Annotated in this window: 11 protein-coding genes; all 11 read left to right on the forward strand. The window is 34.8% G+C overall.

Annotated elements, in window-relative coordinates:
- The first annotated feature begins 4 nt into the window (after nt 1–4).
- The 11 genes from WN975_RS25350 (at nt 5) to WN975_RS25400 (ending at nt 18,045) form a co-directional block, all read left to right on the forward strand.
- Nucleotides 5–1,039: a glycoside hydrolase family 43 protein gene (locus tag WN975_RS25350; RefSeq protein ID WP_337968893.1), complete on the forward strand. Its 1,035-nt coding sequence runs from the start codon at nt 5–7 to the stop codon at nt 1,037–1,039.
- 37 nt (nt 1,040–1,076) lie between these two features.
- Nucleotides 1,077–1,808: an NUDIX hydrolase gene (locus WN975_RS25355; protein ID WP_337968894.1), complete on the forward strand. Its 732-nt coding sequence runs from the start codon at nt 1,077–1,079 to the stop codon at nt 1,806–1,808.
- Nucleotides 1,809–2,079: 271 nt separating this feature from the next.
- Nucleotides 2,080–3,561 (forward strand): FGGY family carbohydrate kinase, encoded by a 1,482-nt coding sequence (locus WN975_RS25360; RefSeq protein ID WP_337968895.1) that lies wholly within the window; start codon nt 2,080–2,082, stop codon nt 3,559–3,561.
- 8 nt (nt 3,562–3,569) lie between these two features.
- On the forward strand, nt 3,570–4,895 hold the full coding sequence (gene xylA, locus WN975_RS25365; protein ID WP_337968896.1) for a xylose isomerase: 1,326 nt from the start codon (nt 3,570–3,572) through the stop codon (nt 4,893–4,895).
- A gap of 108 nt (nt 4,896–5,003) precedes the next feature.
- Entirely contained in the window at nt 5,004–5,660 is a 657-nt protein-coding gene (gene fsa / locus WN975_RS25370; RefSeq protein WP_121326383.1) for a fructose-6-phosphate aldolase, read from the forward strand.
- A 694-nt stretch (nt 5,661–6,354) separates the two neighbouring features.
- Nucleotides 6,355–8,082 carry a glycoside hydrolase family 43 protein gene (locus WN975_RS25375; RefSeq protein ID WP_337968897.1) on the forward strand — a complete coding sequence of 576 codons (1,728 nt, stop codon included), beginning with the start codon at nt 6,355–6,357 and terminating at the stop codon, nt 8,080–8,082.
- A 196-nt stretch (nt 8,083–8,278) separates the two neighbouring features.
- Complete coding sequence (locus tag WN975_RS25380) at nt 8,279–9,523, forward strand: SGNH/GDSL hydrolase family protein (protein WP_337968898.1); 1,245 nt, start codon at nt 8,279–8,281, stop codon at nt 9,521–9,523.
- A 189-nt stretch (nt 9,524–9,712) separates the two neighbouring features.
- Nucleotides 9,713–11,395, forward strand: a complete 1,683-nt coding sequence (locus WN975_RS25385; RefSeq protein WP_337968899.1) for a sialate O-acetylesterase — start codon at nt 9,713–9,715, stop codon at nt 11,393–11,395.
- Between the two features lie 21 nt (nt 11,396–11,416).
- Nucleotides 11,417–13,942, forward strand: coding sequence for a glycosyl hydrolase 115 family protein (locus WN975_RS25390; RefSeq protein WP_337968900.1), 2,526 nt, complete (start codon nt 11,417–11,419; stop codon nt 13,940–13,942).
- A 57-nt stretch (nt 13,943–13,999) separates the two neighbouring features.
- Nucleotides 14,000–16,468 (forward strand): glycoside hydrolase family 95 protein, encoded by a 2,469-nt coding sequence (locus WN975_RS25395; RefSeq protein ID WP_337968901.1) that lies wholly within the window; start codon nt 14,000–14,002, stop codon nt 16,466–16,468.
- Nucleotides 16,469–16,488: 20 nt separating this feature from the next.
- The gene (locus WN975_RS25400; protein ID WP_337968902.1) at nt 16,489–18,045 is read left to right on the forward strand and encodes a glycoside hydrolase 43 family protein; all 1,557 of its coding nucleotides are present in this window, start codon (nt 16,489–16,491) and stop codon (nt 18,043–18,045) included.
- The last annotated feature ends 92 nt before the right edge of the window (nt 18,046–18,137 follow it).

Genomic DNA, 18,137 nt, shown 5'->3' on the forward strand with positions numbered 1-18,137 from the left:
ACTAATGCCAGAAGATAGTATTGAAGAAATTAATTTCGATCAAATTAATAAAAAAGCAATTTCGCAACCCTTGGTATCCCATATTTATACCGCTGATCCGTCGGCACACGTATTCAATGGTAAAATTTATATTTATCCTTCGCACGATATAGATGCCGGTATACCTTTTAATGATAATGGAGATCATTTTGGTATGGAAGATTACCATGTGTTTTCAATGGAAAATATCGATTCTGAAGTTGTAGATAATGGTGTAGCCTTGCATGTAAATGATGTAGCGTGGGCAGAAAAACAAATGTGGGCTCCTGATGCAGCTTGCAAAAACGGTAAATATTATTTGTATTTCCCAGCCAAACGTCCGGATGGAATCTTTCAGATTGGAGTTGCCGTAAGTGATTCGCCTGTTGGTCCATTTTTACCACAGCCTGAAGCCATAAAAGGAAGTTACAGTATTGATCCTGCCGTTTTTGAAGATACAGATGGGAAACATTATATCTATTTTGGAGGTATTTGGGGCGGACAACTTCAGAAATACCGAAATAATACGTACGATCAGAATTATGAAGAACCAGTTGGTAACGAACCCGCTTTAGGACCAATTGTAGCTTTGCTTAGAGATGATATGTTAGAACTTGCCGAAGATCCAAAAGAGATAAAAATTCTGGATAAAAACGGCGAAATATTATTAGCCGGAGATAATGACAGACGTTTCTTCGAGGCTTCCTGGGTGCATAAATACAACGGAAAATATTACTTCTCATATTCTACCGGCGATACTCATTTTATTTGTTATGCAATAGGCGATAGTCCATATGGGCCATTTACCTATCAGGGCAAAATCCTGAATCCTGTTGTAGGCTGGACTTCACATCACTCTATTTGTAAAGTCGATGAAGATTGGTATTTATTTTATCACGATTCAAGTTTGTCAAAAGGGATAACGCATTTGCGAAGCATGAAAGTTACAAAAATAGAGTATCTCGAAGATGGTTCAATCATTACAATAGATCCTTACAGTATTAAAACATCAGCAGATTAAAGTTGACGAAAAATTAATGGGTTAAATTTTATTTTCTATGGAAAAAGGGGATGAAAAAGTTAGAAAAACCGCCGGACAAAATAGCGGGAATATAATAGAAATTGACTGTGTTATTTTCAATTTTGAAGATGATAGCCTTAAAGTTTTACTGGTAAAACAAAAGGAAAATCAAGGAAATGTAAGTTGGAGACTGGCTAACGATTATATAAAGAAAAATGAAACAATGTCAAGTACAGCTCAAAATATTCTGGAGAGATATATTGGCAACGATCAGTTTTTCTTAAAACAGCTAAAAGCTTTTGGTTATTCGTCCCAATCTTCATTGCACGAGGATATTTCAATTGGATATTATGCATTGGTAAAAAGGGGAAAGATCTCGAATGAAACCTTAAGCGAAGATGTAAAATGGATTGGTATTCACGAGATTACAGGTTTGAATGATAAGCATAAAGCCATTTTAGATTATAGTGTAAAAGAATTGCGCAAAAATATTTGCAGCAGTGCAATAGGATTTAATTTATTACCGGAAAAATTCACATTACTGCAAGTGATCCGTCTTTATGAAGAAATTTTAAACATCGAGATAAACAAATCCAATTTTAGAAGGAAATTATTTCAGATGGACTTAGTAAATGATTCTAATGAGAAAGAACAAGATGTTTCGCACAGAGCTGCCAGATTTTATAGTCTAAATTTAAAAAAGGACGAAATGCTCGCTCAAAAAACACTCGATTTCAATTTTTATTGTAAATCAATTTTTACGGAATAAGTTGTTTTATTATTAGCCTGAGTTTGATGATTTTTAATAGTGTAAGTCTCTAGCAAAGACATAAAATCGAAGATTTTGTCATTTCGACGGAGGAGAAATCACACGCGGGATTCGATAAAGATTGGCGATTTTGATTGTAGAGTTTCTAGTGTGATTTCTCCTCCGTCGAAATGACAAACTAAACGAAAATATTGTGTTTAAGCTTCGGGATTATGTGTTGAAATAAAATATTTATGAATTACGCCCAACGGGTTAGAATGATTATAAAGTTATGTATTATATAGGATATGATATTGGAAGTTCTTCTGTCAAGGTAGCCTTGGTAGAAGCTGAAACGGGAAAAAAAGTAATTGTTTTGCATGAGCCTCAAAACGAAATGGAAATTTTGTCACTGCACTCAGATTGGGCAGAGCAGGATCCGGAGATTTGGTGGCAGCACATTTGTGTAGCAACTAAAAGAGCTATTCGTGAAGCCAATATAGATGCATCGAAAATTCAGGGCGTTGGAATTTCCTATCAAATGCACGGATTGGTTATCGTAGATGCAACGGGAAATGCGCTTCGAAATTCTATTATTTGGTGCGATAGCCGTGCAGTTGAGATTGGAAATAAGGCTTTCGCCGAAATTGGAGAAGAAAAATGCATGAAACATTTGTTGAATTCTCCGGGAAACTTCACCGCTTCAAAACTAAAATGGGTGAAAGAAAATGAACCCGAAATTTATAATAAAATTTATAAATACATGCTTCCGGGAGATTACATCGCTTTGAAATTGACAGGCGAAGTAACCACTACCAAAAACGGTTTGTCTGAAGGAATGCTTTGGGATTATAAAGAAAATAAAGTAGCTGACTGGCTTTTAGATTACTACGGAATCGACCAATCGCTGACGCCAAAAATTGTAGAAAATTTTACCAATCAAGGTATTTTGACAGAGAAAGCTTCAAAAGAATCAGGACTTCCTGTTGGTATTCCGGTAGTTTACAGAGCAGGCGATCAGCCTAATAATGCTTTGGCTTTGAATGTTTTAAATCCGGGAGAAGTGGCTGCAACAGGCGGAACTTCTGGTGTTTTTTATGCGGTAAGCGAAATATCGTCGGGAAAAAGTACAAGAGTAAACAATTTTGTACACGTTAATTACGAATTAGAAACGCCTAGAGTTGGTAAACTTTTAAATATTAACGGAGCAGGAATTCAATACAGATGGCTTCGAAATAATATGGGTAATGAAACCTATGAATCAATGAATCGTAAAGCAACGAAAATTGATATTGGGTCGGATGGTGTTGTCGTGATTCCGTTTGGGAATGGCGCGGAGCGTATGTTCAACAATAAAAACATCGGAACACATTTTTTAAACCTCAATTTAAATATTCACAATAGCGCTCATTTGTTTAGAGCATCTTTAGAGGGAATCGCTTTTTCATTTGTATACGGAATGGAATGTTTAAAAGATGATAATGCTGCAATTAATGTAATTAGAGCAGGAAATGACAATTTATTTCGCTCAGAAATTTTCTCAAATACCGTTGCTACTTTAATTGGTCATGAAATCGAGATTTACAACACAACCGGAGCTGTTGGAGCAGCAAGAGCTGTAGGTTTAGAAGATGGTGATTATAACAAATTTGGTTCAAGTATTACGACCAATGATCACGTTATGACATTTTTACCATTGAAAAATAGAGAACCTTATGAAGCGGCATATCAAAAATGGAAACAAGAATTAGAATTAATATTAACAACTAAATAAAGAATCAAATGATAGTTTTAGGAGATAAAGAATACTACAAAGGCATTGGACAAATTAAGTTTGAAGGAAAGGAATCAGACAATCCATTAGCATTCAAATATTACAATCCGGATCAAATTGTGGCTGGAAAAACAATGCGCGAGCATTTTAGATTTGCCATTGCTTATTGGCATACATTCTGCGGACAAGGAAGTGATCCGTTTGGACCAGGAACTCAGAATTTTGCATGGGATCAGGCTACAGATGCAGTTCAGGCGGCAAAAGATAAAGCAGATGCGGCTTTTGAATTTATCAGCAAAATGGGATTTGATTACTTCTGTTTTCACGATTATGATTTAATTGCAGAAGGACCAACATTTGCTGAATCAGAAAGACGTTTGGCGGCAATTACAGAATACTTAAAAGAGAAAAAAGCAGCCTCTGGAATTAAATTGCTTTGGGGAACTTCTAACTGTTTCTCAAATCCAAGATTTATGAACGGAGCAGCTACAAATCCTGATTTTAATGTTGTGGCAAGAGCTGGAGGTCAGGTAAAATTAGCGTTGGATGCAACTATCGCTTTAGATGGAGAAAACTACGTATTCTGGGGCGGTAGAGAAGGTTATATGTCTTTATTGAATACAGATATGGGAAGAGAATTAGACCACATGGCGCAGTTCTTGACAATGTCCAGAGATTATGCAAGATCACAAGGTTTTAAAGGAACATTCTTTATCGAGCCAAAGCCAATGGAACCATCAAAACATCAATACGATTTTGACTCGGCAACTGCAATTGGATTCTTAAAAGAATATGGCTTGGATAAAGATTTCAAAATCAATATTGAGGTAAATCATGCAACCTTGGCACAGCACACTTTTCAGCATGAATTAGAAGTTGCTGCAAAAGCCGGAATGTTAGGAAGCATTGATGCCAACAGAGGTGATTATCAAAATGGCTGGGATACAGATCAATTTCCAAACAACATTCAGGAAACTACAGAAGCAATGTTGGTATTCTTAAAAGCTGGCGGATTACAAGGCGGAGGAGTAAACTTTGATGCAAAAATCAGAAGAAATTCTACAGATATAGAAGATGTATTTTTAGCGCATATTGGTGGTGCTGATACTTTTGCAAGAGCATTGTTGACTGCAGATAAAATTATTAGCTCTTCTCCTTATGAGAAATTAAGAACAGAAAGATACAGTTCATTCGATTCTGGAAAAGGTAAAGATTTCGAAAACGGAAAATTAAACCTTAAAGATTTATATGATATCGCAAACCAAAACGGAGAGTTAACACTTCAAAGTGGCAAACAAGAATTGTTTGAAAATATCATTAACCAATATATTTAATTGATAAAACTTATATAGAAAGACCTAACAGGTTTCAAAAACCTGTTAGGTCTACTGTTTAAGAAATAAGATTAAAACTAACGAACCAATCTCAAACCAAAAAAAACTATGAAATTTTTTATTGATACCGCCAATCTTGAAGACATTAAAGAAGCACAATCTTTGGGTGTTCTTGATGGCGTAACAACCAACCCGTCTTTGATGGCCAAAGAAGGAATTACCGGAAAAGATAATATCCTAAAACGCTATCTTGATATTTGTAACATTGTTGACGGAGATGTTTCTGCCGAAGTAATCTCGACAGATTTTGACGGAATGATCAGAGAAGGTGAAGAACTTGCCGGACTGCATCCGCAGATTGTGGTGAAATTACCTATGATTGCTGATGGTGTAAAAGCGTGTAAATATTTTTCATCAAAAGGAATCAGAACGAATGTTACTTTGGTATTTTCTGCCGGACAGGCATTATTAGCAGCAAAAGCCGGCGCAACCTATGTTTCTCCGTTTCTAGGAAGATTAGATGATATTTCGACTGATGGAATGCATTTAATTGCAGAGATCAGGGAAATTTATGATAACTATGATTATAAAACTCAGATTCTCTCGGCTTCGATAAGACATACAATGCATGTTGTAAACTGTGCAAAAGTGGGTTCAGATGTTATGACCGGACCTCTTTCTGCGATTAAAGGATTATTGAAACATCCATTGACCGATATAGGACTTAATCAATTTATTGAAGATGCAAAAAAGATGAAATTATAAGTTTCTTTTTTGCCTAATTAATAAATAAAAGTTTAATGATTTTATAATATCAAAACTCCTTTTGGATTTAATTTGAAAGGAGTTTTTTCTGTTTTATAGACAACCAATTGTCTTGTAATTTTTTCTTTAGCTAAATGTTGAGAATGCCATAATAGTATTAAAGTTAGAATTGAAATCAAACACTAAAACAGAGAGTGTGTAATATTTTGGCACATTAATTAAATAGACTGTTTTTTATCTAACAATTTTTTATCGATTCTTGAAAAAAAATATCAAACAACCGATTGTGTGTTGGTTGTTTTTTCTATATTTGTAATAAATACACTTATCTATTAAGCCAAACCAAACTTCTAACACTCTAAACCAATTTTATGATAAACTTATTACGAGCAGACAAATCTGCTTATCAAAATTCAGGGTTTTAACCTTGGTACTAAAAGCAAATTTAACCGTAGTTATAAGTGTTGATTTTACAGAATAACTTTATAAGTTGGTTATTTAAGTTTGCTTTAGTTAAAGCCGAGGAATTATCCCTCGGCTTTTAAATTGTAAACTCAATTTTTGACTGGAAGTGTTTTGATAAACATTGAAGATCAATAAAATACCAAACATAGAATCCGACGTATTTCAAATTAAATATTTTAAAATAACCTAACATTTTCCAGGAGATGTTAATAATAAATAATTAGTATAAATGAAGCAGCGAATAATATTTTACTTATTACCAATATTGTTTCTTTTTTCTTTTAAAGCAATAGCAGCAAACGATACCCTTACAAAAAAGAAAAGTAAAAAAACACCTATTTTTTCTAATGTTGTATATCAGGGCAATGATCCTGTTTATAAAAATAATCCGTTAAAACCAGACGAGTTTTATTCTCCAATTTTGCAGGGATGTTATCCTGATCCGGCCATTACCAGAAAGGGAGATGATTATTATATGGTATGTTCTTCATTTGCGATGTTTCCGGGTGTGCCAATTTTTCACTCTAAAGATTTAGTCAATTGGACAGATTTGGGAGGTGTTTTAAATAATGTATCAGAATTTAATCCGCATGATACGGGGATTAGTGCCGGTGTGTATGCGCCTGGAATTACTTATAATCCGCATAATGATACTTTTTATATGATTGTTACCGCATTTTCCGGAGGTCTTGGAAATATTATTGTTAAAACAAAAGATCCTATGAAAGGATGGGGAAGTCCTGTCAAATTAGATTTTGGCGGAATCGACCCTTCCATATTTTTTGATGAGAACGGCAAAGGTTACATTGTTCATAATGATGCGCCCGATAAAGGAAAAGAATTATATGAGGGACATCGCGTAATTAAAGTTTGGGAATATGATACAAATACAGATAAAGTAATTCCCGGTACAGATAAAATTATTGTTGACGGAGGTGTAGATCTTTCAAAAAGACCAATTTGGATTGAAGCGCCACATTTATATAAAAAAAACGGGAAATATTATTTAATGTGTGCCGAAGGTGGAACAGGAGGAAATCACAGCGAGGTTATTTTTATTAGCGATAATCCAAAAGGGCCTTTCAAACCATCATCAAATAATCCGATTCTTACCCAGCGTTATTTTCCAAAAGACAGAAAAGATAAAGTTGATTGGGCAGGTCATGCAGATTTAGTTCTGGGACCTGATAATAAATACTATGGAGTTTTCTTAGGCATTCGCCCAAATAATGAAGATAGAGTAAACATAGGAAGAGAGACTTTTATATTGCCTGTAGATTGGTCTGGTGAATTTCCTGTTTTTGAAAACGGATTAGTTCCAATGCAGCCAAAATTAAAAATGCCAGCTGGAGTTACAAATAATACAGGAAAGGATGGTTTTTTCCCGAATGGTAATTTCACTTTTACCGAAAATTTCACTTCTAAAAAATTAGATTTCAGATGGATTGGATTAAGAGGTCCACGTGAAAATTTTATTTCATTAAGTAAAAAAGGTTTAGAAATAACACCATTTGAAACAAACATAAAAGAAGTTAAACCAACTTCGACGCTTTTTTACAGACAGCAGCACAATATATTTTCATTTACAACAGCACTTGATTATAAACCACAATCAGAAAAGGATTTAGCAGGTATTGTCTGTCTTCAGAATGAGCGTTTTAATTATGTTTTTGGAATCACAAAAAAAGGAAATGACACTTTTATTTTGTTAGAAAGAACAGAAAAAGGACAATCAAAAATTATAGCAAGTTCTAAAATCAAAGTAACAAATTTACTTCGTTTACAGGTAAAAGCAACAGGCGATAATTATGAATTTAGTTATGCTGTGAATGGAGTAGATTTTGAAAATTTGGGAGGAATTGTTTCGGGAGATATTCTTTCGACAAATGTTGCAGGAGGTTTTACTGGAGCATTGGTAGGATTGTATGCTACTTCTGCAAATGATGCTCGTCCTTAATAGAAAATGGGGCAGTTTTAATTTGAATTAAATAGACTTTGCGACTTCGCGACTTTGAGAGATTTAATCCTTTCTCTAAACAGCGAGAAATTTGCACGCAAAGACGCAGAGTCGCAAAGTTTTATTACTCCAGCTAAAGCTGAAGGCAATACAATTAATACCAAAAGACAAAAATGTATTTATAATTTTCAATAAAATGAACGTAAAAGCAAAGTCTATTAAATACATTATATTTTTTACTCTCCTAATTTTAATTGCAGGATGCAGCTCTAATAAAGCATCAATTAAAACGACAGAGAAAAAAGACACTCAAAATTGGACAGGAACTTGGGCAACAGCTCAGATGCTTGTCGAACCCAATAATATGCCACCTTCACCGGGACTTGCACAAAATACGCTTCGTCAGATTATTAAAGTATCGTTGGGAGGTAAAAAAAATAGACTTCGTTTTTCTAATTTATTTAGCGATCAGCCTACGGTTATTAAATCAGTAAGTGTTGCCAACGTTATTGAGGCTCCGACTGTAGATGCAAAAACGCAGAAAACATTGAGTTTTAAAGGCAATCCGCAAGTAATATTAGGACCAAATGAAGAAGTATATTCAGATGATTTGGATTTCGAATTGAAGCCCGGACAGCTTTTAGCCATTACGATTTATTATGGAGAAGTTTCATCAAAAGTAACTGGACATCCCGGTTCTCGTACGACTTCTTATATTATGGAAGGAGATCATATCAATAATACATCTTTTGCGGGAGCGGTAAAAACAGATCATTGGTATTCTATTATGGGAGTTGAAATCAGTTCGGATAAAGAAGAGACGAATGTCGTTTGCTTAGGAAATTCTATCATTGATGGACGTGGATCAGGAACGAACAAACAGAATCGATGGACAGACATTTTAGCAGCACGTTTGAATGCCAATAAAAGTACAGCACATATTGGAGTTTTGAATTTAGGAATTGGAGGAAATTGTGTCGTTAGAGGCGGTTTAGGCCCAACAGCTTTAAGTCGTTTTGACCGAGATGTTCTTTCTCAAAAAGGAACCAAATGGCTAATTATTCTAGAAGGAATAAATGATATAGGCGGTATTAAAAAAACAGAAGACCCATCTCTTACAGCAAAAGAAATTATTGACGGTTATAAAATAATGATTGATAAAGCCCATGCAAAAGGAATAAAAGTATTTGGCGGTACAATTTTACCATTTGAAAAATCTTTTTATGATGCGCCATACAAACAACAGGCAAGAGATGTTGTAAATGAATGGATTCGCGCCAAAGGTAATTTTGATGCCGTAATTGATTTTGATAAAGAAATGGTTTCAGGCATTGGTTCCAAAACAATTTTATCAGATATGCATGATGGAGATTTTCTGCATCCAAATGAAAAAGGATATCAGAGAATGGGAGAAGCTATAGACTTAAATTTATTTAAGTAGATGTGTTTTTCAAATAAAAGCACAGATTAAAAAGATCATAAAATAAAAATCTTCTCAATCTGCAAAATCTGCGTGAAAAAATATTTAGCGCACAGTTTTAATTTGGAAATCAAAATAGAATTTAGGAGTTAAATAATACACATTTCAAGAGTCAGAAATTTTAATTATAAATTTTAACTAAAGTATAAAATGAAATCAATAATCAGGTTTTCAATATTTACAGTTCTTTTTTTAATAGTACAAAAAGGATATTCACAAGATCCAAATTTTCATATTTATTTGAGTTTGGGACAATCCAATATGGAAGGTTATGCCAAAATAGAACCTCAGGATAAAACGGATGTTAACGAACGCTTTCAGGTTTTAGCCGCAGTCGACTGTCCGGAATTGGGACGTGAAAAAGGAAAATGGTACACCGCTGTTCCGCCGTTGTGCAGATGTACAACAGGACTAACTCCCGTTGATTATTTCGGAAGAACTATGATATCAAATCTTCCAGAGAAAGTAAGAGTTGGTGTTATAAATGTTGCTGTTGGAGGATGTAAAATAGAGCTTTTTGATAAAAATAATTTCGAAAGTTATGTAGCAGATTCTCCGGATTGGTTAAAAAATATAGTAAAACAATACGACGGAAATCCATATGGAAGATTGGTAGAAATGGCAAAAATTGCTCAAAAAAGAGGAGTAATAAAAGGCATTTTACTTCATCAGGGAGAATCCAATACAGGTGATACACTTTGGCCTCAAAAAGTAAAAATAGTATATGATAATTTAATAAAAGATCTTAATCTCGATCCCCAAAAAGTACCGTTGCTTTCCGGAGAAACCGTAAATGAAGATCAGAATGGTAAATGTGGCAGTATGAATAAGATTATTGCAAAACTGCCACAAGCAATACCAAACTCTTATGTTATTTCGTCAAAAGGATGCACAGCTGAGCCTGATTTTTTGCATTTTAATGCTAATGGTTACAGAGAATTAGGAAAACGTTATGCAGAGAAAATGTTATCGCTTTCAGGTTACCAATTATTTGATGGGAAAGAACCTTTTATAGTTCGTGCTCCTCTTGGATTTGATGAGGTTAATCCAAATGCAAAACAAGGAAAAATTGAAACGATTAGTTACGAATCTAAAACGGTAGGTTCAATTAGAAAAGCAACAATTTATACACCACCGGGATTCAATAAAAATAAAAAATATCCAGTTTTATATCTTCTTCACGGAATAGGAGGAGATGAGAAAGAATGGCTTAATGGTGGAAAGCCAAATGTGATATTAGATAATCTTTATGCAGAAGGAAAACTGGAACCTATGATTGTAGTAATGCCAAACGGAAGGGCAATGAAAGATGACAGCGCAAGCGGTGATATTATGGCTGCAGATAAAGTAAAGGCATTCAGTGTTTTTGAAAAAGATCTTCTAAATGATTTAATTCCTTTTATTGAAAAAAAATATCCGGTTATAAAAGACAGAGAACATCGTGCAATTGCCGGTTTATCTATGGGAGGCGGACAGTCATTAAATTTCGGATTAGGGAATTTGGATACGTTTGCATGGGTAGGAGCTTTTTCGGCTGCACCTAATACTAAAACCGGGGAAGAATTATTGCCTAAACCCGAAGATGCAAAAAAGAAACTCAAACTGCTTTGGATTTCCTGTGGCGACAAAGACTGGCTTATAGAAAACAGCGCACGAACACACGATTATTTATCGAAAAATAATGTGCCTCATATTTACTATATCGAGCCTGGAGTACATGATTTTAAAGTTTGGAAAAACGGTTTATATATGTTTTCACAGTTTTTATTTAAAGATGTCGATCCTTCAGTTTTTCAGAAATATAGTATTTCAGCCTTCACTATTGAAAAGTAATTTTTAATTCAGAAAGATAGAATGAAAAGCCTTTCAACATATATAAGCTTATTGATAATCTGTCTTTGTAATCCTGTAAAAGCGGCAGAACCTTTCATAACACATGAAAAAAGGTCTAATGTTATGGTTATAGCAGAGAAATCAATAACGCCTTCTTTTTTTATAAATGCCACATTTGATGCTGGGATCATGCGTGCCGTATATAATCTGCAATCAGACTTTGAGAAAGTTACCGGTACAAAACCTGTCGTTTTTAATCAAAGTCCTACTAATGCTTCACCACTTATTATAATTGGAATGGCGGGCAATTCAGTGATTGATGATTTAATAAAGCAAAAGAAAATTGATGGAAAAGAGCTGAAAGGGAAAAATGAAAAATTTATTATTCAGAATGTTAAAAATCCATTCAAAGGAGTTCAAGAAGCTATTGTAATTGCAGGAAGCGACAAACGTGGGACAATTTATGGAATTTATGAATTATCAAGACAAATAGGCGTTTCACCTTGGTATTACTGGGCAGATGTTCCGGTAAAGCAAAGTGAAGCGCTGTATTTTATAAAAGGAATTTACACAGATGGAGAACCTGCCGTAAAATACAGAGGATTTTTTTTAAACGATGAAGCACCAGCATTAAGCGGATGGGCAAAAAAGACCTTCGGAGGATTTAATAGCAAGTTTTACGAGAAAGTTTTCGAATTATTACTTCGTTTAAAATCCAATTATATCTGGCCGGCAATGTGGGGAAGTGCTTTTTATGATGATGACTCTGCCAGCGGACCACTTGCCAATGAAATGGGTATTATAATGGGAACATCTCACCATGAACCGATGGCATTGGCTCAAACAGATTGGCATCGATATATTAAAAAAAATAACCTTCCGAATATTTGGGATTACTCCAAAAATAAAACCGTTTTAGATGAATTTTGGAAAAGCGGTATTGTGCGAAGTAAAAACTGGGAAAAATTAGTAACTATTGGCATGCGCGGAGATGGTGATGAAGCAATGAGCGAAGGCACTAATATTAGTTTGCTCGAGAATATTGTAAAAGAACAACGTCGCATTATTTCACAGGAAACAGGACAAATTCCATCAAAAACGCCTCAGATTTGGGCTTTATACAAAGAAGTGCAGGATTATTATGATCAGGGAATGCGTGTGCCGGAAGATGTGATTTTATTGTTTTGTGATGATAATTGGGGCAATGTACGTAAACTTCCAGACCTGACTAAACCTATGCATAAAGGCGGATACGGAATGTATTATCACTTTGATTATGTTGGCGGTCCAAGAAACTCGAAATGGATTAATATAAGTCCGATACAAAGAGTTTGGGAACAAATGAATCTAAGCTACGAGCATGGTGTCGATAAAGTCTGGATTGTGAATGTTGGAGATCTTAAACCAATGGAGTTTCCAATCAGCTTTTTTCTGGATATGGCATGGAATCCCAAGAAATTTAATGCTCAGAATCTATTCGAATTTACTGAGAAATGGGCCGCGGAACAGTTTGGCAAAAAACATTCAAAAGAGATTGCGGGGTTTCTAAATACCTATCCTAAATTCAACCGTCGTGTAACTCCTGAAATGCTTGATAGCCAAACGTACAGTCTTGAAAACTACAATGAATTTCAAAATGTTGTGAATGATTACAAGAATTTGGCACTTGATGCCTATAGAGTTTACAATGATTTACCTGAGGAATATAAAGACGCTTATTTTCAGCTCGTTTTATATCCTATAGATGCTTGCAGCAATCTTTACGAAATGTATTTTGCACAAGCTCAGAACAAAAAACTTTTCGAACAAAAAGACATTGAAGCCAATTATTATGCAGATATAGTGAAAACAAAATTCGCTCGCGATTCTGTACTTCAAAACAAATACAATAATGAAATTGCCGGCGGAAAATGGTCTCATATGATGGATCAAATGCGTATTGGTTACAAAAACTGGAATGATTCTCCCAAAAATATTTTGCCTGATGTAAAATATGTTACGGAATCTGAGAAGATAACGCTAAAGGTATTTGTTGAAAAAGATGGTTATGTTGCTATTGAAGCAGAACATTTTTCTAAAGCAAATAATTCAGAAAGAATACATTGGGAAGTGATTCCTGATTTTGGAAAAACAAAAAGCGGGATCACTACATTTCCGCAAAACCTTTATCCAGATAAACAGGAAGATATTTTCGTAGAATATGAAATTGATTTTGCTTCTGCAGGAAACTTTAATGTCGAATTACTATTAGCGCCTACACTTAATTTTAATAGCAACAAAGGACTACTTTATGAAGTTTCTTTTGATGGTGAAAATCCACAGCTTGTAAATTTTAACGGAAAATACCGTGGTGAATTAGGAAAATGGCAGGCAGAACATATCATACATTCGGTAACGGCACATCAAATTTTGAAAGCAGGAAGACACATCTTACGTTTCCGAGTTTTAGATCCCGGAATTGTTCTCGAGAAGATTTTAATAAACACAGGCGGATTAAAACCGGCTTATCTCGGTGCGCCGGAAAGTGAGAGAGTTTCGCAGGATTAGTTTTTGATTTAAAACATTGATAAAAGTTCAAAAGCTTATAATTCAATATAAACAAACATGAAAAAATATTTGATTACCATATTACTGTTTTTAGGGATTTCATTAGCTGCACAAGAAGCAGATGATGTAAAACTTTGGTATAAAACTCCTTCGAATGGTGTTTGGGAAAATGCTTTGCCAATTGGTAACGGATTTATGGGAGCAATGGTTTATGGTGATGTGGGAAAAGAAGTTTTTCAATTAAATGAAGGTACTTTATGGAGCGGAAGTCCTAATAGAAACGATAATCCTAAAGCAAAAGATGCCTTAAGCGAAATCAGAAAACTTATTTTTCAGGGAGAGTATAAAAAAGCGGAACAATTAACCAATGACAATATAATTAGTAAAAAGTCTCAGGGACAGATGTTTCAGCCCGCAGGGAATTTGCAACTGGATTTCTCAAATCATCAAAATTATACTAATTATTACCGCGAACTCGATATCGAAAAAGCAGTTGCAAAAACAGTTTACACCGTCGATGGAATTAGGTATACCAGAGAAGCATTTATGTCTTTTCCGGATCGGGTTTTGGTTATAAAACTTTCGGCAGATAAACCGGGGAAATTGTCTTTTAAAGCAAGTATCAATTCGGAGCATAAAAAACAGTTAATTACTCTCATTGGTAGTAATGAACTTTCGCTAAGCGGTACTTCCAGCGATCATGAAGGTGTTGAAGGAAAGGTGAATTTTAATGCACTTGCAAGATTTAAAGTTATTGGAGGAAACATAAAAGCGGTCGATAATTCAATACAAATTGATAAAGCAGATTCAGTTCTCATTTTCGTTTCTATTGCTACGAATTTTATTAATTATAATGATATTTCGGGGCAGGAAAAAGAACTTGCAAAGTCATTTTTGGATAAAGCATTCGATAAGAATTATGATAAAATGAAGAAAGCTCATGTTGAGTATTATCAAAAATATTTCAAAAGAGTAAAACTTGATTTGGGCAAAACCGCAGCATCTAATGTTCCAACAGACGAAAGACTGTCTAATTTCAGAAATACTGCAGATCCTTTTTTTGTTACTTTATATTATCAATACGGCAGATATTTATTGATTTCGTCTTCGCAGCCCGGCGGTCAGGCAGCTAATCTTCAGGGCATTTGGAATCACAGTATGAATCCTGCTTGGGATAGTAAATACACGATCAATATTAATACAGAAATGAATTATTGGCCAGCCGAGAAAACAAATTTATCAGAAATGCATGAGCCTTTGCTAAAAATGATTCGGGAGCTAGCCGATACAGGAAAAGAAACGGCAAAAGTAATGTATGGCGCACGAGGCTGGATGGCACATCATAATACCGATATATGGAGAATTAACGGAGCCGTTGACGGTGCAACCTGGGGAGTTTGGAACGCAGGAGGAGGTTGGTTAAGCCAGCATTTATGGGAACATTATTTATATACCGGAGACAAAAAATATCTTGAATCAGTTTATGAAGTGCTAAAAGGCGCAGCTGATTTTTACTCGGATTTTTTAGTAAAAGATCCCGCAAATGGATGGTTAGTTGTTGCACCGGGAAATTCTCCTGAAAATGCTCCACATGCGCATCAGGGTTCTACTATAACAGCAGGTTCTACAATGGATAATCAAATTGTTTTTGATGTTTTTAGTACCGCCATCAGAGCATCAGAAATACTGGGAAAAGACAAAGAATATGGGGATAGTTTAAAAGTATTGAGAAAAATGCTTCCGCCAATGCAAATCGGGAAATACAATCAAATTCAAGAATGGCTGGATGATATTGATGATCCAAAAGACAATCACCGCCATATTTCGCATTTGTATGGCTTATATCCTTCCAATCAAATTTCGGCTTACAGAACGCCGGAACTTTTTGCAGCAGCAAAGAATACCTTGATTCAAAGAGGAGACGTGTCTACAGGATGGAGCATGGGATGGAAAGTCAATTGGTGGGCAAAAATGCAGGATGGCAATCACGCTTACAGTTTAATTCAGAATCAATTAACGCCGCTTGGTGTCAATAAAGACGGCGGAGGAACTTATAATAATCTTTTTGATGCACATCCGCCATTTCAGATTGATGGAAATTTTGGATGTACATCCGGAATAACAGAAATGCTTCTGCAAAGTTCTGATGGAGCGGTTCATTTACTTCCAGCTTTACCAGATGCCTTAAAAGAGTACGGAGAAATAACCGGTTTAAAAGCCCGTGGAGGTTTTGAAATTATGGATATGAAATGGAAAAACGGAAAACTAATTGCCTTAAGTATTAAGTCAAATTTTGGAGGAAATCTTAGATTAAGAACAGGAAATGAAATTATTGCAAAAGATTCTAAAAACTTTAAAATAGCTTCGGGAGAAAACAGTAATCCTTTTTATGAGTTAAATGAAACTGCTAAACCTCTTATATCTAAAGAATCCAATATAAATGCTTTAACTATTCCGCAGACTTATTTATACGATGTAAAAACTGAAAAGGGTAAAATTTATACTTTTTTAATTGATTCAAACTAAAAATTTTAGCAATAAAAATTATGAAAATATTCTATAACCTATTAGCCATTTTTTTAATCATAACCGGATCTCATGCTCAGGAAAACAAAGCACAGAATCCGGTAATTTTTGCCGATGTTCCTGATTTGTCAATCATAAGAGTTGGCGATGATTATTATATGAGCAGCACTACGATGCACATGAGTCCGGGCGTTCCAATTATGAAATCAAAAGATTTAATTAATTGGAAAATAATAAACTATGCCTCAAATACTTTAGGAAATTCAGACGAGCTGAATCTTGATAATGGTAAAAATAACTATGGAAGAGGTTCCTGGGCAAGTAATATCAGATTTCATAACAATACATTTTATGTAACCACTTTTGCTCAGACAACCGGAAAAACTTACATATACAGCACAAAGAATATCGAAAAAGGACCTTGGAAAGAAATTAGTTTTAGTCCGGCATATCACGATCACAGTATCTTGTTTGATGATGATGGCAAAGTTTATATAGTGTACGGAAATGGTAAACTTTTTATCAAAGAATTAAAAGCGGATTTATCAGGAATAAAAGAAGACGGATTAGATCAGGTTTTAATAGAAAATGCCAGTAGTCCAGCAGGAAATTCTATTATGCTTGGCGCAGAAGGTTCGCAATTGTACAAAATTAAGGGCAAATATTATCTCTTTAATATCGTCTGGCCAAAAGACGGAATGCGCACCGTAGTTATTCACAGAGCCGATAAAATTACGGGTCCTTGGGAAGGAAAAATTGGTCTGCAGGATTTAGGTGTTGCACAAGGAGGATTAATTGATACTCCTGACGGGAAATGGTTTTCGTACTTATTTAGAGATTACGGTGGCGTAGGACGTATTCCTTATTTTGTTCCCGTGAAATGGGTAGACGGTTGGCCAATTCTGGGAGAAAATAATAAAGTACCTCAATACTTAGATTTACCCGAAAGTAAAGGATTGATTCCGGGAATTGTAAATTCAGATGATTTCAGCCGAAAAAAAGGAGACAGAGATTTACCCTTAGTTTGGCAATGGAATCATAACCCTGATAATTCATTTTGGTCGGTTAAAGAAAGACAAGGATATTTAAGATTAAAAACTGCCTCAATAACAAACACTTTAATTCAGGCTAAAAATACACTCACACAAAGAACTTTTGGACCTGAATGTTCAGGAACTACTTTGTTGGAAATTTCTAAAATGAAAGATGGTGATTTTGCAGGGCTTTGCTTATTGCAAAAAGATTTTGGTTTGGTTGGTGTAAAAGCCGAAAATGGATCAAAAAGAATTGTCATGATTGAAACTGTAGATGGTATTTCAAAAGAAATTCAAAGCGTTCCTTTCTCTGGCACTAAAGTCTATTTTAAAGCAGAATGCAATTTTAAAGACAAAACTGATTTAGGCAAATTTTACTATAGTCTCGACGGTAAAAAATGGATTAGTATAGGAAACACCATAAAGTTACCCTATACACTTCCTCATTTTATGGGCTATAGATTTGGACTTTTCAATTATGCAGAGAAAGATTTAGGTGGTTATGTTGATTTTGATTATTTCCATATTGACAATAAAATTTAATATTAAACTAATAATGGCAATCAAGAGTTGAAAGTTTGCAATTTGTGCCGTGAGGCACTAAATATTGGTAGAAATAAAGGGTTTGAAATTCG

Source organism: uncultured Flavobacterium sp. (genome assembly GCF_951805225.1).
Lineage (GTDB): Bacteria > Bacteroidota > Bacteroidia > Flavobacteriales > Flavobacteriaceae > Flavobacterium.